The 19,253-nt window shown below is 46.9% G+C and carries 16 protein-coding genes and 4 pseudogenes; 13 read left to right on the forward strand and 7 right to left on the reverse strand.

Annotation, left to right across the window (positions count from 1 at the left end; translation table 11 throughout):
- Positions 1-101: 101 nt before the first annotated feature.
- Positions 102-592, forward strand: a pseudogene (locus L0M14_RS14300) (YeiH family protein); the annotation flags it as partial.
- Between the two features lie 244 nt (positions 593-836).
- Here L0M14_RS14300 and L0M14_RS14305 read toward each other — a convergent pair.
- Positions 837-1,322, reverse strand: coding sequence for a hypothetical protein (locus L0M14_RS14305; RefSeq protein ID WP_235122682.1), 486 nt, complete (start codon positions 1,320-1,322; stop codon positions 837-839).
- Positions 1,323-1,500: 178 nt separating this feature from the next.
- On the opposite strand from L0M14_RS14305, the gene L0M14_RS14310 reads away from it, so the two are divergent.
- Positions 1,501-2,697, forward strand: a complete 1,197-nt coding sequence (locus tag L0M14_RS14310; RefSeq protein WP_235122683.1) for a C39 family peptidase — start codon at positions 1,501-1,503, stop codon at positions 2,695-2,697.
- Positions 2,698-2,840: 143 nt separating this feature from the next.
- On the opposite strand, the pseudogene L0M14_RS14315 reads toward L0M14_RS14310, so the two are convergent.
- Positions 2,841-3,993, reverse strand: a pseudogene (locus L0M14_RS14315) (IS110 family transposase).
- A gap of 747 nt (positions 3,994-4,740) precedes the next feature.
- Between L0M14_RS14315 and L0M14_RS14320 the strand changes: the two are divergent.
- Together L0M14_RS14320 and L0M14_RS14325 are read left to right on the forward strand one after the other, a co-directional pair.
- Positions 4,741-5,208 (forward strand): amidase domain-containing protein, encoded by a 468-nt coding sequence (locus L0M14_RS14320; RefSeq protein WP_235122684.1) that lies wholly within the window; start codon positions 4,741-4,743, stop codon positions 5,206-5,208.
- 303 nt (positions 5,209-5,511) lie between these two features.
- Positions 5,512-5,979 (forward strand): hypothetical protein, encoded by a 468-nt coding sequence (locus L0M14_RS14325; RefSeq protein ID WP_235122685.1) that lies wholly within the window; start codon positions 5,512-5,514, stop codon positions 5,977-5,979.
- Positions 5,980-6,199: 220 nt separating this feature from the next.
- Here the strand turns inward: L0M14_RS14325 and L0M14_RS14330 are convergent, their stop codons facing one another.
- Complete coding sequence (locus tag L0M14_RS14330; RefSeq protein WP_235122686.1) at positions 6,200-6,481, reverse strand: hypothetical protein; 282 nt, start codon at positions 6,479-6,481, stop codon at positions 6,200-6,202.
- A 6-nt stretch (positions 6,482-6,487) separates the two neighbouring features.
- Positions 6,488-7,018, reverse strand: a complete 531-nt coding sequence (locus tag L0M14_RS14335; protein ID WP_235122687.1) for a MobA/MobL family protein — start codon at positions 7,016-7,018, stop codon at positions 6,488-6,490.
- Positions 7,019-7,320: 302 nt separating this feature from the next.
- Here L0M14_RS14335 and L0M14_RS31540 point away from each other — a divergent pair, with 302 nt between their 5' ends.
- Both L0M14_RS31540 and L0M14_RS14345 read left to right on the forward strand, forming a co-directional pair.
- Positions 7,321-7,542 carry a putative sulfate exporter family transporter gene (locus L0M14_RS31540; RefSeq protein WP_311198881.1) on the forward strand — a complete coding sequence of 74 codons (222 nt, stop codon included), beginning with the start codon at positions 7,321-7,323 and terminating at the stop codon, positions 7,540-7,542.
- Between the two features lie 116 nt (positions 7,543-7,658).
- Entirely contained in the window at positions 7,659-8,150 is a 492-nt protein-coding gene (locus L0M14_RS14345; protein WP_235122688.1) for a cysteine dioxygenase, read from the forward strand.
- 108 nt (positions 8,151-8,258) lie between these two features.
- Here L0M14_RS14345 and L0M14_RS14350 read toward each other — a convergent pair.
- From L0M14_RS14350 to L0M14_RS14360, 3 genes and pseudogenes are all read right to left on the reverse strand, one after another.
- Positions 8,259-9,640 (reverse strand): annotated as a pseudogene (locus L0M14_RS14350) (glycine--tRNA ligase).
- A 385-nt stretch (positions 9,641-10,025) separates the two neighbouring features.
- Positions 10,026-10,829 (reverse strand): carbon-nitrogen family hydrolase, encoded by an 804-nt coding sequence (locus tag L0M14_RS14355; RefSeq protein WP_235122689.1) that lies wholly within the window; start codon positions 10,827-10,829, stop codon positions 10,026-10,028.
- Positions 10,830-10,885: 56 nt separating this feature from the next.
- Positions 10,886-11,413: a DUF1572 family protein gene (locus L0M14_RS14360; RefSeq protein WP_235122690.1), complete on the reverse strand. Its 528-nt coding sequence runs from the start codon at positions 11,411-11,413 to the stop codon at positions 10,886-10,888.
- A 188-nt stretch (positions 11,414-11,601) separates the two neighbouring features.
- On the opposite strand from L0M14_RS14360, the pseudogene L0M14_RS14365 reads away from it, so the two are divergent.
- The 7 genes and pseudogenes from L0M14_RS14365 to mtnB all read left to right on the forward strand — a co-directional run bounded on the left by L0M14_RS14365 (position 11,602) and on the right by mtnB (position 19,201).
- Positions 11,602-12,785, forward strand: a pseudogene (locus tag L0M14_RS14365) (aminotransferase class I/II-fold pyridoxal phosphate-dependent enzyme).
- 438 nt (positions 12,786-13,223) lie between these two features.
- On the forward strand, positions 13,224-14,324 hold the full coding sequence (gene proB / locus L0M14_RS14370) for a glutamate 5-kinase (protein WP_235122691.1): 1,101 nt from the start codon (positions 13,224-13,226) through the stop codon (positions 14,322-14,324).
- Positions 14,325-14,353: 29 nt separating this feature from the next.
- Positions 14,354-15,601, forward strand: coding sequence for a glutamate-5-semialdehyde dehydrogenase (locus L0M14_RS14375; protein WP_235122692.1), 1,248 nt, complete (start codon positions 14,354-14,356; stop codon positions 15,599-15,601).
- A gap of 134 nt (positions 15,602-15,735) precedes the next feature.
- Positions 15,736-16,599 (forward strand): pyrroline-5-carboxylate reductase, encoded by an 864-nt coding sequence (gene proC / locus L0M14_RS14380; RefSeq protein ID WP_235122693.1) that lies wholly within the window; start codon positions 15,736-15,738, stop codon positions 16,597-16,599.
- 39 nt (positions 16,600-16,638) lie between these two features.
- Positions 16,639-17,904 carry a 2,3-diketo-5-methylthiopentyl-1-phosphate enolase gene (locus L0M14_RS14385; RefSeq protein ID WP_235122694.1) on the forward strand — a complete coding sequence of 422 codons (1,266 nt, stop codon included), beginning with the start codon at positions 16,639-16,641 and terminating at the stop codon, positions 17,902-17,904.
- Positions 17,901-18,569, forward strand: coding sequence for a 2-hydroxy-3-keto-5-methylthiopentenyl-1-phosphate phosphatase (locus L0M14_RS14390; RefSeq protein ID WP_235122695.1), 669 nt, complete (start codon positions 17,901-17,903; stop codon positions 18,567-18,569). Before L0M14_RS14385 ends, L0M14_RS14390 begins: the two co-directional genes overlap by 4 nt.
- A complete protein-coding gene (gene mtnB / locus L0M14_RS14395; protein WP_235122696.1) occupies positions 18,566-19,201 on the forward strand; it encodes a methylthioribulose 1-phosphate dehydratase in 636 nt (211 codons plus the stop codon). The genes L0M14_RS14390 and mtnB overlap by 4 nt, the downstream gene beginning before the upstream one ends.
- The last annotated feature ends 52 nt before the right edge of the window (positions 19,202-19,253 follow it).

A 19,253-nucleotide genomic window follows, 5' to 3' on the forward strand; every position in this document is an offset into this window, starting at 1 on the left:
GTATGGACAATAACAAAACAGTAATATCGAAAATCGAACTTGTAAAAATTACGGGACATAAAGACCAGCAATCCATAGACCATAAGAATACGGCACGTTGGATGTGGCTAGGAAGAATACTATTCACATGTCTCATTGCCTTACTTGGTTTAACATTAGCGAAGCTGCCCTTTTTGACCGCATTGGCCAAATGGCATGCGCGATTCTTACCGCCGTCATCTACCGGCAATTCAGGGGTTATCCCGAGACACTCCGGGCTGGGATCCAGTTTTCTTCCAAAAAGCTGCTGCGCTTTGCCATCATCCTATATGGCTTGAGACTGAATATGAATGTAATCCTGCATCAAGGATTATGGCTCATCCTTCACGATACAGGGAGTATTCTTATTTCCATCGGAGCAATGCTGCTGCTTGCCAAATGGCTAAAAGCAGACCGTCCCCTTTCTTTACTTCTCGGTATTGGAACCGGGGTATGCGGCGCAGCCGCGATTGCCGCAGTGTCACCTATTATCAAGGCTAAAGAAGAGGATACTGCAATCGGAGCAGGGATGATCGCACTGACGGGCACCGTCTTTGCTATCGGTTATACCCTTACCGGTACCCTCACATCTCAGGCATTTCATCTAACAACGCCCCCTTCAAAATAAGTAGGCCCGGGGATTCTTTCCCTCGGGCTTTTGTCGGCACTTCCGACCAGTAATATTTTACCATAAAGCTTTTAAACAACACTACAGTTTATAGTGATCGTGGACATATATATCAAATATCTTATTGTTTGATTATGTCTGATCAAGAAAGAGACCATAAAACGAGCTATGGTTGTCTCTTAATCTTCAACTATTTATTGATAAATGGATCGATTTCCTTACCTTCTTTGTCTAAATAAAGTTTTTTGTCTCCTTCCGCATAGTTCCAAACAATATTTCCTTTAATCTCAAATAGGTGGAGGTTTTTGTTATTTTCAGAAAGCTTAATTTTATACCCTTTGCTCTCAATTAAATTCATAATTTCAACATATCTTACTGGTAGTTGTACACGATCAATTTCTCCAGATTCACGAAATATCACAGCAAACTGGGTTCCATTGCTATCTTGAGCTACGGAAATAAAAGGGCTTTTAAAATACGGCATTGCAACTACTTCTGTTAATTTTAGTGACTCTAATTTTTTTTGATATCCTTCGGGCACATACAACGAATCTCCAGCCACATCTCCACTTTTATTACTCTGGACTTTTTGATTACTGCAACCATTCAGGGTTAAGTTGATTAAAGCCAAGACCACGAGTAACATGAGTACCCCACCTTTAAAGTTTTTTTTCATCGTTATTATCCCCTCCTTTTTACTTAGACGAGTTATTTCCTTTTTTGTTTCAATTTCATAAAATTTGGGGAGGAATTTTAAAATTCATGTGGAATTAATATTGGCAGTTTACTAATTTTATCCAAAAAAAGGAGAATTTCAAAATGGTTTTTCAAAAAAGAATTTAGCAGCATTTTTAATGTCTTCAGTGATGGTTCTAAGTGTTCCCTTTCTCGCGCATGCTCAAGACAAGTCTGATATTTCAAATGTTTCAGTATCTCCAACAGAAGCAACCGCGGCTGCCCTTTATCAAGTAGTTCTGGATCAAAAATTAAATGAAGCATCCTCTTGGAAAGGGAAAAATGTTACCGTAGAACCTCCAATAGCGGTCTACGATGCCAGTGATGACTTGAATAGCTATATCGTAAACTTAGACGTAGACAACAAACCAGCTGGTTATGTTGAAGTAGCGAATAACGAGGATGATTTTCCTATACTTAGTTTTGGATATCAAAATCAACAAATGAATTCTCTTGAAGTCGATAGTTTGCGTACCAAGGCAAATAAAAAAGAAAAAAAATCCGAAAAAGTCGTAGTACTTGCACCAGGTAAGTTTGCTTTAAAAAGTGACTACGTTGACGGATCCGCAGAGATTACTTCAAAAGATGAAACCCTTTCTTTAGACAATAAACACAATAAACCTATTGCAAAAATTAAAAAATCTGTAAATACAGATAGCAAAATTGCATGGGGAAAAATTAAAAAAATAACAGCAGGCGAGATCGGTACAACTTCTGATGGAGTAACCGATAGTCTGTCATTTGAAACTGGAACCTCATCAAGTGTGTACTACTCGGGCGTTGGCGATGTTAATCAATATACCAATTCATTGTGGTCAGGTCCTTCGGGATGTTCTCCAACAAGTGCTTATAATGTAATGTATTATTGGCAGAATACGAAAGGAAAATCAAATCTAGGAACAGCAAATCAGGACAGTGCAATTCTTGCTTTGCGTAAAGCCATGGGAACAAATAATAATGGGGGTACTAGCACCAGTAACATTGGATCGGGGATGAACACGTATGCCCAAAACCATGGCTATCTTCTATCAACTGCTAGCAATCATTATGCCCCTTCATGGTCTCAAGTAAAAAGTGACTTGGCTTCAAACCCTTCTGTAATCAGCTTTCAAGGACAAACATACTATGATGCTTCGGATCTAAGTGGAGCCCATACTGTTGCAGGTGTCGGTTATATTGAGTACTTCTACAGCGGTAGTTCTAGTGGTCACCAATACATGGAAATCCATGATAACTGGGGCACCACACCTACCAATGTGTATGTAGCTTATGGTAGAAACTACACCAATTTGTGGTCAGTATCATTTAGTATGTAAGGAGTTTTTTTCTGTGAAAAGAAAGATGCACTCATGTTGGGTTCCGTCTTTAAAGTTGAAGGACAGCAGAAAAATGACAATAGGATGCCCGAGAGATGAAATATTCGATCCCTTTGTTTAACAAATATGAAAATGGTCAATACTTATTGGTTTGACGTTTTTACTGGTATTTGCTCGACATAAGTTTGCTTAGTTTTTAGCATTTGGTAGAGGATTACGAGCATTTTCTTTGCAAGAGCAACCAGGGCTTTTTTCTTCCCTCGACGTGAAGCTAGAGACCAGAATTTTGCTGATAAACGTGTGTTTCGGGTTTTTGAAGCAGCCCATGCGGCTTCGCACAAAGCTGTTTTAATATGGGGATTCCCCTTTACCGTGCGGGTACTTTTTTTGACCTGCGCTTTCGTGATTACCTGGTGCTACACCCGCCCAAGAAGTAAGGTGAGCTGCCGTAGGAAATTGATTCATGTTGTTACCCATTTCGGCGAGTATGCTGGCGGCAGTTGTTCGTTTCACGCCAGGCATGGTCTGCATGAGTTCCATTTCTTCCTTGTAGCTAATGAGGTACTCCTCGATCCGCTCATCTAATTGATGAATCGATTCCTCATAAAAAGCAATTTCATTCCAAAGAAACCGAATCATAAACATTTGGTGCTCATCCAACGTACCAAACAGGGAATCTGCGAGTGCAGGGACCTTTTTCTTTACGTTGCCTTTAACTCGATCCTCAATATCGCTAGGGTCGATAAACCCTTGCTCCATGAGTCTTCTGAGCAAGTTGCGACCTGAAACGCCAAACACATCGCTAATAACCGTTCCTAGTTTAATGTTGGCGCATTCAAGTACTTTTTGAAGTCGATTTTTCTTGGCCGTTAGTCCCCCGACCTGCTTTTTACGAAGCCGTGTAAGCTCGCGGAGTTCACGAAGGTCTGCCTGAGGGACAAAACTTGGTTCGATCAAGCCGTGTCTGAGAAGTTTTGCGATCCACTCTGCATCCGATACATCGGTCTTGCGTCCGGGAACGTTTTTAATGCGCTGGGCATTGGCTAATGTGATGTCGAAGTAGCCCTCGAGCACATTGTAAACAGGCCGCCAGTAAATGCCAGTGCTTTCCATTGCGATATGTGTGATTTCCTTGGACTCGAGCCATTGCAAGAGCTCAAACAAATTTCTCGTCATAGTAGAAAAGGTGCGTGTCTCCACGCAGGGCACTTCGCCAGCGGCCCCAGTCATGGTGCAGACGACAATACTTTCTTGATGGACGTCCATACCAGCACAATGCGTAATTAAGGTTTCCATAAAGCTGCTCCTTGTATTGATGAAGGTACGCAATTGGTGGATTCGAAGGAAAAGTAACCATTTTTCTGTACGTGGTCATCTCTTCAGCGGAAGAGAGCCAACAAGGGGTTGTACACGCTTCGAATCCTCACTGTTTAGTTTGCAGGGTCGAACCACCATAAAAAACTGCGTGTTTATTCCAATTTGCGTTCCTTACCAGTATGGAGAAACAGAAAAACCGCTAAACCCGGCACGTAACACTTTTCATGTCGGGGTTGCGGTTTAAAGACCATGGCTGTTTAGTTAGTCAAAGGAGTAGCCGTAGCTACTCCTTTGCTGTAGGTATACGCGACATCTGTATAAAATTCGGCATTTTGTGAAGATGTCTAGACCTGGTTTTCAGTAACTTACCTATCTAATTCGAGAAAATCAAAGAAAAACGAAGAACGGCTCTTTCGCCAAAAATGCGAACAGAGCCGTTTTTATGCTATTGTTCCACGTAAAGAAAATCAACGGTCAGAGTGGAATATAAGGGAATATGGACATTGAAAATATGCGCATCTACTGAAATACTCCTTGTCATTTCCTCAATAGTTTTGATGATTTTCATTTCACCCGAATTTGAAACTATATTATCCATTTTTCATAATACCCCATTTTTTTCTAAAAAAAAATTAAATTCGACAATTAATTTCTACAAACAACTACAACTCTATCAATTATAATTCATTTGACTTATTTCCCAATATTTGGAATTTAAGGGAAAATATGAAGAAAACAGAAAAAGCTTTGGTAACATGCGCTTTACTATCGAGTTTAACAATTGGTTCACTTGCTTTTGACTCAAATGTCTATGCAGCTGGTGGAACAATTATGTTTACAAATTCGAATTCCAGTGTTAATAGCGGTTATAATCGAACTAATGCAGCAAATTACGCAAAAGCACATGCAACTAATGATACTAGGAATCAGAATTATGCTAGTTATGGTTCAGCTGCTGATGGTGGAGATTGTACAAATTTTGCCTCCCAGATTCTTCATGACGGTGGTGGACTTTCCTTTTTGGAACTAAAGGCAGTAACGTCTTTACCAAAGATTGGTACTATTATGGTCCCAATGTCGCCTCTTCAAGTAATCTCAATGGAAGAACATCAACTTGGACTGGTGCACATCAGTGCCGTACTTTCTGGGGTGATACCGATAGTGGTAATGGTAGACATACATATCACATGGTAAAATATACAATTGCGGATGCATACAATAATTTTGGTGAGATAAATGACTTGTTGTGGCTAGGAGATCAAGTTCAATTTGCAGATAGCACCGCTCATACTACTCACACTGTTACAGTTGATGGTTACAACTCAACTGATACTACTGTATCTCAACATTCGGACACATCTGGAACGTGGGGGTCGGGGCTTGATCTCAAAACTATTATTAAAAACAGAAAAGATTCAAACACTTCGGCCTATGTATATCTACTGATCATTAAAAAAGCCACATCTTAAATTTAAATAATATTGGAGGCGAACGATAATGAAAAAAAAATTGACTGCAATCGCAGTTGCTATAGGTATTATCGGAAGTAGTGTTTTAACAGCTGGGGTAGCTCTGGGGGACGAAGACTACGTAAAAAAGGTTAAAGATTTACGGACAGAATTCGAATCCAGAAAACAGAAGTTAAGCGAGATGCCTAATCAGACACCAGAAGAAATTGAAGCAACAGTTACTGCAGGTAAAGAACTCAAGAAATTTGGTAAAGAAATAGCAAAAGAAGCACGAAAAGCAGACCCAGATGGTGAAGAAAAATTCGCAAACCAACTAAGAACCTCAATATTTGCTTTAACGGATTCAATAGTTGAACTGAAAAGCCGAGGAGAACTGAAGAAGGCTGAAGCAGCTGAAAGGCAACTTGCTAAGTTTGAAGAAGGACAAAAGGCTTATCAAAATAAGGAAAAAACCGTAAAACAATTACGTAAAGAATTAGATATTCCAGTGGATTAAAATCATTGGAGAAAAGTACCAAAAAGTCCCACGTCCTGTTCTAGGTGTGGGATTTTTCATAACTAGACGCATCTCCTTAATCGAGGTATTTTGTTAATAAAACTTATTGATAAAGAAACAATCCATCTTCATAATAATTTAGCCCCGAGGCAAACCGAGGTTCCGTAGGTTCCGAGTGTTTGCGTTTGGAAACAAGCACCGCGCGTAGAAAGCATGTAACCTATCTCTCCCACCCCTGGTCCCGATCCTTCTGCTGATACTTCGCCTGATTCCTCATACGCTGCTTAAATTCTTCCTGGTGCATCTGACGACGTTCCTGGTCAATGGTTTTAAATGCACGGTCAATAGCCTTTAGTGTGCCTTGAAGACTGAATATTTCTTTCTCAATCTTCGGTACCTCACTGACGGCCGGTGTATCCCGTTTCTCCCCTTTGATCAGCGTTTCTACGCGCTGGATGTCCCGTTCGATATCATCTATCTGCTGCTGATTTGGCTTTGTCATACGCTGTCAGACATTTTTAGGCTGCAGCTCATCTTGCTGCTTTCGGAGTGCGTCACGCTCTTTCTCAAGTTGCTGAACCCTCTCGATCCGCTCCAGTTGGGCTTGCAGTTTGTTAATGTCGGCTTGAATATGTGCCTTTTCAGCCGCAATCTTCTCGCGCTCCTTCGCATAGGACGCTAGGTCTACCACCATGCTGTTGTGTTCACGTACCAATCTATTGATGCTTCCCCGATCGGTCAACACACCGCGCTGCTCCATCTCTCGAACAGTCGGACCCTCGTGGATCGTCGGCAATCGATCGGTGATGCCTTGCTGCTCAAAGCTGCGGTGATCAATCCGCTCGGGGTGATCATTACGTTCGAACACACGATTCACGTGTTCGGCCCACGCTTCGCGCCAGTGGACAAGTAGTTCCCGGTTATTCCAATCACGTGCCTTTCCGCCGAAACCTTCCGGGCCAATCTCGCGTGTGGTTAGAATGATGTGCGCATGTGGGTTGTTCGGATCATCGCGATGAACAGCAATATCAGCGACCATGCCGCGTTCAACGAACTCGCGCTGGCAGAAATCTTTGATCTCTGAGTCCCTTGTTACCAATCAGCAATATGAATTATGGCATCTGGTCAGGAGTTAGTCTTCATGAAGTAGCACAAGTAGCTTTAGCAGCAGCACCTGCCGGAAAGGATTGCTGTCGCCGTTGCCTTGCTGGCAAAGCTGGGAAGAGTGTTTCTCTTGATTCCACTCTGCTTCATTCTTATGGCATGGATGAAATGGAGAAATAGAACGGCAGCTGAAGAGATCGAATGGAATTCCCTTTTTTCTTAGTTGGATTTGTGTTCATGAGCATAGTAGGCAGTTATGTTTTTGGGAAATGGATTATAGTACCTGCTGCGGTGATAGACCCTATGTCAAATATAACGACATTCCTACTAACCATGTCCATGGTAGGACTAGGACTCCATGTAAACCTCAAAGATTTGCGTTCAAAAGCACTGCGACCACTAATCGCCATGCTGCTGACCTCGACCCTGCTATCCATAATCACATACTGTACCCTGTAAAAACACAAACCAAAATCAACCATCCCGCATAATATATATCAAAGTTATTTATGGAAAACCATACTTTTTCTGATATTCATTGCGAATCGAAGCGTATGGGATGGGAGGCAAATATTATGGAGTTACTTCGGGCAATCGAGCGTTCATTCGCCAAATTGCATCAGCCTAATCATGATGAATTGAAACAAGTATTCAAGGAACTGGAGCCTTGGCTGCATCAGGTACCCTCATATAAATCTGAGCCCGAGCAGCTTGCTTACGGTCGAAATGTCCTGTACACCTCAAGTAATGTCGAGGCTATCGTTATTTACATTCCCGGCAAACAATCAACGACAATCCACGATCATGGATGCTCAATCGGGCTTGCTTACCTGGCAGCAGGTCAGTTAATTAATACCGTGTATGAACTTGATCAAGAAGGCTATCCAATTGAAGCATCAGCTTCTTCGATCCGTGAACGCACATATTTTGAAGCTCCTGCCGGACAAATTCATCAGCTTTCTAATCCTCGGCGCGAACCAGCCATCTCGTTGCACGTGTATACCCCAAGCATGAGTAATGCCAAGCGGTACGCGCCCTATAGTGAGATCCTGGATTATGTCATATAAGTAACATGAAGCCTAGTGATCTAGAGTTCTAATCGGCACTCCAAAATGAAAAACACCCCCAATCCATGCGATGAATCAGAATCACACATGAATTCGGGGTATTTGTTTTTAGAATTGAAGCTTATTTTCGATAAATGCTTTCAGCTCGCTGATCGGCATTCTTGTCTGCTCCATCGTATCTCGATCACGGACGGTAACTTGGCCGTCTGTTGCGGATTCGAAGTCATAAGTGATACAGAACGGCGTACCGATCTCATCGTGGCGGCGGTATCTTTTACCAATCGAGCCTGCATCATCATAATCAACCATGAAGTGCTTAGCCAGATCTGCGAAGATCGCCTGCGCGCCTTCCGCCAGCTTTTGGACAGCGGGAAGATCGCTGCTTTGATCGGAGCAAGTGCAGGGTGGAAATGAAGGACGGTACGGCTGTCATCACCCTCCAGCTGCTGCTCTTCGTAAGCGTCGATAAGGAAAGCCAACGTTACGCGGTCCGCACCAAGGGACGGTTCGATGCAATACGGAATGTAACGCTCGCCCGACTCTTGTTCTATATAGTTGAAATCCTCACCGGAATGTTCCATATGCTGCTTCAGGTCAAAATCCGTACGGTCAGCAATTCCCCATAGCTCGCCCCAGCCGAACGGGAACTTATACTCGATGTCCGTCGTTGCGTTACTGTAGTGGGACAACTCATCTTCGGAATGGTCACGCAGGCGCAGATTGTCTTCTTTGGCACCCAAGGACAGCAGCCAATTATGGCAGAAACTTCTCCAGTACTCAAACCACTTCATGTCTTCGCCCGGCTTGCAGAAGAATTCAAGCTCCATTTGCTCAAACTCACGTGTACGGAACGTAAAGTTACCAGGTGTGATTTCGTTTCGAAAGCTTTTACCGATTTGGCCGATACCGAATGGCAGCTTTTTCCGCATGGTGCGCTGCGCATTTTTAAAGTTAACGAAAATACCTTGAGCCGTTTCTGGACGCAGATACACGGTGTTGGCGCTGGATTCAGTTACGCCCTGGAACGTCTTGAACATCAGGTTGAACTGGCGAATGTCGGTAAAATCCTTGCTGCCGCAATCCGGACAAGCAATGTCATGCTCTTTGATCAGAGCGGCCATTTGGTCAAATGTCATACCATCGACGATGATCTCGATATCCTTTTCCGCTAATTTGCCTTCAATCAGCTTATCGGCACGATGACGAGCTTTACATTGCTTACAGTCGATCATCGGATCGTTAAAGTTACCCACGTGTCCGGATGCTACCCAAGCCTGCGGATTCATAAGGATAGCAGCGTCAAGACCTACGTTGTATGGAGATTCTTGAATAAATTTTTTCCACCAAGCGCGCTTGATGTTGTTTTTCAGTTCAACGCCTAACGGACCGTAGTCCCAAGTGTTAGCTAGTCCGCCGTAAATTTCCGATCCGGGAAATACGAAACCTCTGTGTTTGGCTAATGCTACGATTTGTTCCATGGTTACGCTCATTGCTCTGTTCGCTCCTTCTTCAGATACATTCATTAATATAGGTTTAAAAGCCTAACGGCTGATTGCGGACCCTGCAGGAATGGCAGGCAAAAGAAAAAGCCCTTCATCCCAAGGCATCCTGCAATGCCTAGGGACGAGAGCTTGTGTGCACCCGCGGTTCCACCCTAGTTGACACGCCACTTTACAAAGCGTATCCCCTTTATCCAAATGGCTCCGGATTGCCTTTTCCTTGAGCTTCCGTCCGGGCTCTCACCACCCCCGGCTCGCTGAACATGAAGGCTCCTCAAGTACTATTGATCCATCACAGCCAATACTTGCATTCAATTGCTATCAGTGTACAAAAAATGGCGAAAAAAATCAAATCGCAATTCGCGTATTAACTGAATTAATACAAATGTGGGCGGCGGTCCTCAAAGATCGGTATGGTTTTCCGAACTTTTTCCACCTCGGTTAGCTCGATCTCACCAAACAAAATCGATTCTGTTTCATCCCCCTCCACAATCACTTCACCCCATGGGTTAATGATCATCGAGTGACCGAAAAAGCTGGTTGTCCCGCTTGTACCTACTCGGTTGCAGGAAACCACGTACATTTGATTTTCAATGGCTCTTGCCATAAGCAGCGTACGCCAATGGTGGAGTCTCGGGTGAGGCCATTCCGCCGGTACGAACAAGATTTGAGCTCCCTCAAGCGCAAGCTTGCGCGACAGCTCCGGGAAACGGATATCGTAGCAAATCATAGCTCCTGCCGGAACACCTTCCAGTTCAAAGCGCCCCAAGGCATCTCCGCTGTGCAGGTACTTCTCTTCGTCCATCAGCCTGAATAAGTGAATCTTAGAATATTCAGCCATACATTGTCCTTGACGATCAAAAGCGTAAATCGTATTGTAGATGCGCTCCTCCCGTTTGTCGGCGATGGAGCCGCCAATGATATTCACTTTATGTTCCTTGGCAAAATCACTTAGAAATTGTTTGGTACGCACCCCATCATCATCAGCAAGCTCATGGATGCGATCCAGCGCATAGCCTGTGTTCCACATTTCCGGAATTACGATAACATCCGGCCGCACTTCTTCAATGACTGCCTCATGGAGCATTTTCTCCAAGCGAAGAAAGTTTACTTCCGGCTCTCCGATTGTAATATCCATTTGAAGCAGCGCCACTAGCAGCGTTTGTTTGTCCTGCGCCATCCTGAAGTCTCCTCACACTCATTTTGCTTCTATATTAGTCGATGTTGACTCACAGTTCAATGAGGGCGAAATGATTTGGACTGTCCTCTTGCAATGCTTAATGTGTTCCAATGATTGCCTGCCAAATGCTTGCCCAGAAACACGATCTGTCCAACGTGGTATCCGTAGTGGGATACCTGCCGCTGAATGGCTTGAATAACGGTGTGCGGCTGCTGACGGATATGAACGGTTTTGAGCACATCATCCGGCTGTAAGGAACGAAGTGTTGTAAACAGCACCCCCCAGCCTGCTTCCCAAAGCTCCAGCAGCTCCGCACGGCTTAGCCCCTTCGGTTCAAATTCACCGTCACGGTCCCTCGATTCTTTTTCTCCATCCGTCGTTAAGAAATCCGTCCAGCGCGACAGCATATTCCCATGCATGTGCGTGATCATCGTCTCCAGCGAGTTCGATTCAGCGTCCAGTTGATATTGAAAGTGTCCATCTTCGAGCTGCGCCATTGTTTTGTCCGCCAGCTTCTTCATGCTTTCGAATGCCTGAATCGACTCCTGTAAAAATACTTCCTCCGCCCTTTGTGATGCCTCCATGCGCAACCATCTCCTTTCTACTTTGATTATTTTTCACTTTAATAGAAAGATGATTGTAAGTAAATTCCAATTGTTTGATCACCCTGATAACAAATTCTTTCTTCGAGGGAACAATCATGATACATTATAAATATTGTATAAATCCCGACCTTCGGAGTGTGAATTAACAGATGACCAATCCCCCGCAAATGAGAGAAGCTTTTTCTATACAAGCCGCAGACCGCATGTTGGGACTGCCTACTCAATTTTTTGCTACATTGGTTCGTAAGGCGAACGAACAAATTGCCCAAGGACATGACGTGATTAACCTCGGGCAAGGCAATCCCGATCAGCCGACCCCTCCTCATATCGTTGCATCGATGCAAGAAGCGGCGGCGAATCCGCTCTACCATAAATATCCGCCCTTCAGCGGTTTCCTTTCCTCAAAGAAGCGGTAGCCCTTCGATATAAGGAAGATCACGGTGTAGATTTGGACCCGGAAACGGAAGTGGCCATTTTATTTGGCGGTAAGACCGGCTTAATTGAAATCGCCCAATGCTTGCTGAATCCCGGTGATGTGTGCTTAGTGCCGGATCCGGGTTATCCTGACTATTGGTCGGGCGTTGCGCTTGCAGGCGCTGAAATGGCCTTTATGCCGCTCCTTGAAGAAAACAACTTCTTACCGGATTACAGTGCTCTGAAAGCCGAAGAACTCCGCCGAGCGAAGCTAATGTTCATCAATTATCCGAACAATCCTACAGGTGCGACGGCTCCTGCTTCTTTTTATCAAGAAACGGTAGACTTTGCTTATAAAAACGGTATCGTTGTGGCCAGTGACTTCGCTTACGGAGCGATCGGCTTTGACGGTCAGAAGCCTGTCAGCTTCCTGTCGACTCAAGGCGCTAAAGAAGTAGGCGTTGAATTCTACACCTTGTCCAAAACGTATAACATGGCCGGCTGGCGCGTAGGCTTCGCGCTAGGTAACCGCGAGATTATTCGATTGATCAATCTGATGCAGGATCACTACTACTGCTCCCTCTTCGGCGGCATACAAGCTGCTGCAGCAACAGCCTTAACAGCTTCTCAGGATTGTGTAACAGCACTTAGAGATACATACGAGAATCGGCGCAACGCCCTGTTTCGTGCACTTGGTCAAATCGGTTGGAATGCCCGTCCGTCACAGGGCTCCTTCTTCTCCTGGCTGCCAGTGCCAAAGGGGCATACGTCAGCGAGCCTCGCAGACCTGCTGCTGCAGGAAGCTAAAGTTGTGGTCGCTCCTGGAATCGGCTTCGGTACGCATGGAGAGGGTTATGTAAGGCTCGGCCTGCTGTCATCGGAAGCACGACTGGAAGAGGCTGTTAGCCGAATTGGAAAGCTGGGTCTGTTCGGTTAGCAGTAATGGTACCTTTCGGTGCCTGAGCAGCTATATGCAAGGACATCGTGAATTCCGTGTCATGACGAGATACACGGCTCCTTTACAAACACTTGTACAGCGTGCTATCCTATATAGAACATGAAATGAAGAACGTATATTCTTCCATATATGAACGTTGTGATGGGAATAGTAGGAAGCGCAATCCGCGCTGCAGAGAGTAAGCTCCACCGGCTGAGAGAGCTTGCCGCGAACGACTTCCGAACCCGCCCCTGAACGGTCAACGATGAGTTGAACAGCTCCCTTCTGTTACAAAGGGAATTAGAGCAGGGTGCCTCTGAGCACCAATCTAAGGTGGTACCGCGGAAGCAGAAGACTTTCGTCCTTATTTGAATAGGGGCGGAAGTCTTTTTTTGCTTGAACTATGACATATTTAAGAATTCAAAGGATGGGATTAGCATGACACAGCGCATCGTCGTCAAAATCGGAAGCAGCTCATTAACCTCCGATACGGGCGGCTTGAATCCAGATAAAATCAAATTCTTCGCGTCAGAGATCGCGCGCTTGCAGCAGGATGGCAGCCAGATGCTGCTCGTCACTTCAGGCGCAGTCGCCGCAGGCTTCACGGCTCTCGGTTACCGCACAAGGCCGAAGGTGCTGCATGAGAAGCAGGCTGCAGCTTCCGTCGGCCAAGCGCTGCTGATGCAGTCGTACCACGAGGCCTTCGGGTCCCACGGGATCAACGTGGCGCAAATTCTGCTGACCCGGTACGATTTCTCCAACCGCAAGCGCGTGCAGAACGCGCTGATGACCATCGACGAGCTGCTTCAGCGCGGCGTCGTACCGATTGTCAACGAGAACGACACCGTCTCGGTGAATGAGCTCAAGTTCGGCGACAACGACACGCTGTCGGCGCTCGTCGCCAATCTGGTGAAAGCATCCAGATTGATTATTATTACGGATACGGACGGTCTGTACACGGAGGATCCGCGCAAGAACTCCAACGCGCAGCGCATCGACCGCGTTGATCAAATCAGCGATGAGCTGTACCGCATCGCTGGGGGTTCCGGGAGCGCGGTCGGCACCGGCGGCATGCGCTCCAAGGTCGAGGCCGCCCGCATCGCGATGCGCGGGGGCGTGCCCGTGTTCGTAGGGCGCGTGCTCGAGCCCTACGACCTGCCCCTTGCCGTGGAGGGCCGCGGCAAGGGAACGTACTTCGACACGTCGCTGAACAACCTGTCGACGAAGAAGCAGTGGGTCGGCTTCCACTCGCTGCCCCAAGGAACCATCACCGTCGATGACGGCGCGATGAGCGCGCTGCTCTCCGGCGGGAAGAGCCTGCTGCCGGCCGGCATCACCTCCGTCAGCGGCGAATTCCACCCCGGCGACGTCGTCGAGGTGGTCAGCGCCGATGGCGCTCCACTCGGCCGCGGCGTCGTAAACTACGCGGCGTGGCAGGTGCAGGCCACCGCCGGCCTGTCCACCGACGAAGTGCAGAAGCGCGTCGAGGTCGCGCGCATTGAGGTCATCCACCGGGACGAATGGGTGGCATTTAAATAAATTTACTTTTCTTACAGGAGGTTTTCAGAATGAGTGAAGTTGTAACGAAATCCAAGCTCGCCAAGCAGGCGGCTCAAACCATAGCCAACCTGACCACCGAACAAAAAAACGCCGCTCTGCTGTTGATGGCAGACGCGCTCGTCACCGAGCAGCAAGCGATTATCGAAGCGAATGTGATCGATCTGCAGCGGGGCAAAGATAATGGCATCAGCACTTCCCTGCTCGATCGTCTGGCGCTTAACGAGAAGCGGATCGCAGCCATGGCGGAAGGGCTTCGCCAGATCGTGGAACTGCCTGACCCAATCGGAGACACACTGGAGCAGTTTGACCGTCCAAATGGACTGCGTATCCAGAAAATCCGTGTTCCGCTTGGCGTGATCGGTATTATTTATGAAGCAAGACCAAACGTAACGGTAGATGCGGCAGGACTATGCCTGAAAACTGGAAATGCGGTTGTTCTGCGCGGCGGTTCCTCTGCTCTATCCTCCAACGAAAAAATCGTAGAGGTCCTCCACGGAGCGTTGAAGCGTTCTGACATTCCTGTTGACGCACTTCAGTTAATCCTGAGCCCAGATCGTTCTTCCGTCGACGAAATGCTAAAATTAAACGGCTTAATCGATGTTCTCATCCCAAGAGGCGGCCATTCCCTAATTCAAATTGTCGTTCACAACGCATCCGTACCTGTCATTGAAACGGGAGCAGGCATCTGTCATACTTTTGTTGACGAAAGCGCCGATCTGGAGATGGCGATCCGTATTGCTGTCAATGCGAAAGCGCAGCGCCCATCCGTTTGTAATTCCATGGAAACGCTCCTGGTGCATGAAGCATTCGCCAGTCGTCATCTTGCAGCCATTGCTGATGCTTTTCAAAGCGCTAACGTAGAGCTTCGCGGCGACGATCGGGCAAGACATGCCGTGTCTTCTATGAAAGAGGCAAGCGCGCAGGACTGGGCCACGGAATATGGTGACTATATACTTAATGTCAAAGTCGTAGACAACTTGGATGAAGCGATTGCTCATATAAGACAATATGGCACCATGCACTCCGAATGCATCGTTACTGAAGATGCGAGCCATGCGGAACGCTTCCTTCAGGAGATTGATGCAGCAGCAGTTTACCACAATGCTTCGACACGCTTTACCGATGGCTTTGAATTCGGCTTTGGCGCTGAAATCGGTATCAGCACCCAAAAGCTGCATGCCCGCGGACCTATGGGACTGCCGGCTTTAACATCCACTAAATACCGCATTTATGGCAGCGGTCAAATTCGCGAGTAAGTGCAGCATGTATGGGAACGGATCGTTTTAGCACCTAAACCACAATTACTCAAGTGGATCTGAATTTCTTCGAACCGTTAGATTTCGTGAGAAAGTTCTGCACTGATTAAAATAATCACAAGGAGGCATTAACAATGTCAACATCGTCCCTGCTTCAAAACCGCATCGCATTTGTCGGCGCAGGCTCCATGGCTGAAGCGATCTTTCGCGGCCTTGTCGAGCAAGAAGTGGCGAATCCGCAGCATATATATGTTACAAATCGTTCCGACCAGGCTAAGCTGGAAGCAATACGCGAAACCTATGGTGTACAGGTTTCTTCTGATCCGGTAACACGTGAATCGTTCATTCGTGAAGCTGATATCGTCGTACTTTGCATGAAGCCTAAAGACGTCGAAACGGCCTTTCGGGATTTGCAGCCTCTTCTGAACGAGCGGCAGATGCTTGTTTCTGTCATCGCAGGCCTTGCGATTCCAAAGATAGAAGCCCTGCTGCAAACCAGCATGCCAATTGTACGCACGATGCCCAATACGTCCAGCACCATCGGATTAGGTGCAACAGGCATTAGCTTTTCTAGCAGTGTGACTGAAGCTGGGAAACAGCTGGCCATCGAGATGTTCGAAGCGGTCGGCATTGTCAGTGTCGTCGAAGAATCGAAGCTTGATGTCGTTACTGGTGTTTCCGGAAGCGGACCGGCTTACGTGTATTATTTTATGGAAGCCATGACGAAAGCTGCGGTAGAAGGCGGACTTTCCGAAGAGGACGCTCGCAGGCTGACCCTTCAAACCGTAATGGGTGCTGCTCACATGGTCCAGCATACGGGTGAAGACCCTGCCGAACTTCGCCGCAAGGTCACTTCACCAAACGGCACCACGCAAGCCGCTATTGAAACGCTCGACCGTCATCAATTCTGCGAAGGCATCGTTCGTGCCGTTTTCCGTTCAGCGGAACGCGCCAAAGAGATTGGCGAACAAATCGCCGCTCCTTCCGCATCCAAATAAGCTTCTCCAATCCAAGCTAAAGACAGGTGAAAGACTTCAATGAACTCTTATTGTTTAGCAACATATCGATGCTATGACGAAAAGGCCGATTTCCATAAAAAAGCGCTTGGCATTGCAGTAGGCTTGACCGTCGGCAGCTGGACCGAGCTGCCTGAGGCGCAGAAAGCGCAGATGGAAAAACATCTGGGTAAAGTAATCTCCGTTGAAGTTCACGAGCCCGCAAGCAGCGACTCCGCTTTGGAACGATATGCTGATATTCAGATTGCTTATCCAGACGTCAACTACAGCCGTGATATTCCAGCTCTGCTCGTGACTGTATTTGGCAAGCTTTCTATGGATGGCAAAATCAAGCTGATCGATCTTAGCTTTTCCTCCGACTTCCTCTCCGGCTTTCCAGGTCCGAAGTTCGGCATGAAAGGTGTGCGTGACCTGTTAGGCGTTCATGACCGCCCTCTCTTGATGAGCATTTTCAAGTCTGTTGTCGGTTACGAGCTTCCTGCGCTTCGTGAGCAGTTTTACTTACAGGCTGCAGGCGGCGTAGATTTGATTAAGGATGACGAGATTCTGTTCGAGAACCCGCTCACTCCGTTGGAGAAGCGAATTGAAGTCTGCATGGAAGCGGCAGCCCAAGCCTCGAAAGAAACAGGGCAAAAGCTTCTGTATGCTGTAAATTTGACCGGACCTACTTTTCAGCTGGCTGAGCAAGCCAAGAAAGCGATCCGAGCAGGTGCAAACGCCTTATTATTTAACGTGCTTGCTTACGGCTTTGACGTCTTACACGCCTTAAGCTCAGACCCGGAGATTACAATTCCAATCATGGCTCATCCCGCTATGGCAGGCGCTGTTTATCCGTCTCCGCATTACGGGATGTCTGCTTCCGTGCTGCTAGGCAAGCTCATGCGATTGGCAGGGGCTGATATCGTCCTTTTCCCTTCCCCATATGGTTCAGTCGTGATGCCCAGAGAAGAGAACCTGGCGATCAAGCATGCGCTGCTCACTGAAGATTTGCGTAAAGATTACCTATATGGTGAGTCGTCCATAGAGCCTAGGCTCGCGGCGAGCTTCCCTGTGCCGTCCGCAGGCATTCATCCGGGACTAGTGCCCTTGATTTTGAGAGACTTTGGCGGTGATGTTATCGTAAACGCAGGCGGCGGCATCCACGGCCATCCTATGGGCACCATTGCGGGCGGACAAGCCTTCCGTCAAGCTATCGATGCTACGTTGAAGGACCAGTCGCTGCGCGACTATGCGTCTACTCATCCTGAATTGCAAAAAGCGATAGACACCTGGGGGATTAAGGAATGAGTGAGCGGAAAGAACGCATTATTTTTTGCGATTTCGATGGAACGATTACCGTAAATGATAACATCGTGGCAATTATGAAGCACTTTAAGCCGGAAGGCTGGGAGGAATTGGTCCAGAAGGTTATTGACCGTTCGCTCTCCGTCAAAGAAGGGGTAGGCGCTATGTTTGCCCTATTCCCTTCTAGCCGCAAGGAAGAGGTTGTGGATTACGCGATTCGCAACGCAACCATACGGAATGGCTTTCGCGAATTCGTGGACTACTGTAAGGAAAACGGGATCACCCTGCTTATCACGAGCGGAGGCATTGATTTCTTTATTTATCCGCTGCTGCAGCCATTTCCGATTCCAAACGAAAGTATTTATTGCAATGCAAGCTCCTTCGAAGGAAGCCATATTGAAATTCTTTGGCCTCATGCTTGCGATGAGCATTGCTCGAATGATTGCGGCATGTGTAAGACTAGCATCATACGCTCTTACGATCCTAAGCGCTACCACCGCATTCTGATTGGAGACAGCATCACGGACTTCGCCGGAGCCCAGCTGGTTGAAACCATCTATGCCCGCTCCCATTTGATTGAGCTTTGCAAAGAACGCGGATATCCTTATTATCCGTTCGAAACCTTTTTCGATATTATCACGCAGTTGGAGGTTGAAACCCAGTCATGAGCATTCGCTTAGAAGACAAGCAGCGCGCGTTTGCGGAGCTGAGCAGCATCAAGTCCAATTTGGCCGCCAGAGGCTGGTTCCCGGCTACCAGTGGAAATCTTTCAATCCGTATCGGGGAGTTTCAGCCGGAAGCTTTCACGTTCGCTGTAACCGCAAGCGGAAAAGACAAATCCGTATCCACGCCGGAAGACTTTTTAATCGTGAATGAGAAAGGTCAACCAACCGACGCAACCGGCCTTAAGCCTTCAGCGGAAACGTTGATTCACTGTGAAATCTACCGACTTACTGGAGCTGGAGCCATTTTCCATGTACATACGGTGTTCAATAACTTAATTTCAGAGCTATATGGAGAGCAAGGAACCATTCCGGTCAAAGGTGTGGAGCTGATCAAAGGTTTTAATATTTGGGAGGAAGACGCGGAGATTCAAATTCCCGTACTGCCCAACTATGCAGAAATCCCACGTATTGCCGAGCTGGTTGAAGGAGCCATAGTTCCTCGCATTCCTGGCATTGTGCTTCGCAATCACGGCATCTACGCTTGGGGAGCCAACGCGTTTGAGGCTAAGCGCCATCTGGAAGCCTTTGAATTTCTCTTCGAATATGTGTATCGCTCGCATCTGCTTCATAAATAAACAACGGCAAAACGGCCCGTCCCTCCAAGTTGGAGAGGCGGACCGTTTTTTA

This window comes from Paenibacillus hexagrammi, assembly GCF_021513275.1.
Lineage (GTDB): Bacteria > Bacillota > Bacilli > Paenibacillales > NBRC-103111 > Paenibacillus_E > Paenibacillus_E hexagrammi.

Excerpts from the sequence above, each read along its gene's own strand:
- L0M14_RS14305 (WP_235122682.1), bottom strand. The coding sequence starts at position 1,322 with ATGAAAAAAAACTTTAAAGGTGGGGTACTCATGTTACTCGTGGTCTTG.
- L0M14_RS14310 (WP_235122683.1), top strand. The coding sequence starts at position 1,501 with ATGTCTTCAGTGATGGTTCTAAGTGTTCCCTTTCTCGCGCATGCTCAA.
- L0M14_RS14320 (WP_235122684.1), top strand. The coding sequence starts at position 4,741 with ATGAAGAAAACAGAAAAAGCTTTGGTAACATGCGCTTTACTATCGAGT.
- L0M14_RS14325 (WP_235122685.1), top strand. The coding sequence starts at position 5,512 with ATGAAAAAAAAATTGACTGCAATCGCAGTTGCTATAGGTATTATCGGA.
- L0M14_RS14330 (WP_235122686.1), bottom strand. The coding sequence starts at position 6,481 with ATGACAAAGCCAAATCAGCAGCAGATAGATGATATCGAACGGGACATC.
- L0M14_RS14335 (WP_235122687.1), bottom strand. The coding sequence starts at position 7,018 with ATGGTCGCTGATATTGCTGTTCATCGCGATGATCCGAACAACCCACAT.
- L0M14_RS31540 (WP_311198881.1), top strand. The coding sequence starts at position 7,321 with ATGAGCATAGTAGGCAGTTATGTTTTTGGGAAATGGATTATAGTACCT.
- L0M14_RS14345 (WP_235122688.1), top strand. The coding sequence starts at position 7,659 with ATGGAGTTACTTCGGGCAATCGAGCGTTCATTCGCCAAATTGCATCAG.
- L0M14_RS14355 (WP_235122689.1), bottom strand. The coding sequence starts at position 10,829 with ATGGCGCAGGACAAACAAACGCTGCTAGTGGCGCTGCTTCAAATGGAT.
- L0M14_RS14360 (WP_235122690.1), bottom strand. The coding sequence starts at position 11,413 with ATGGAGGCATCACAAAGGGCGGAGGAAGTATTTTTACAGGAGTCGATT.
- proB (WP_235122691.1), top strand. The coding sequence starts at position 13,224 with ATGACACAGCGCATCGTCGTCAAAATCGGAAGCAGCTCATTAACCTCC.
- L0M14_RS14375 (WP_235122692.1), top strand. The coding sequence starts at position 14,354 with ATGAGTGAAGTTGTAACGAAATCCAAGCTCGCCAAGCAGGCGGCTCAA.
- proC (WP_235122693.1), top strand. The coding sequence starts at position 15,736 with ATGTCAACATCGTCCCTGCTTCAAAACCGCATCGCATTTGTCGGCGCA.
- L0M14_RS14385 (WP_235122694.1), top strand. The coding sequence starts at position 16,639 with ATGAACTCTTATTGTTTAGCAACATATCGATGCTATGACGAAAAGGCC.
- L0M14_RS14390 (WP_235122695.1), top strand. The coding sequence starts at position 17,901 with ATGAGTGAGCGGAAAGAACGCATTATTTTTTGCGATTTCGATGGAACG.
- mtnB (WP_235122696.1), top strand. The coding sequence starts at position 18,566 with ATGAGCATTCGCTTAGAAGACAAGCAGCGCGCGTTTGCGGAGCTGAGC.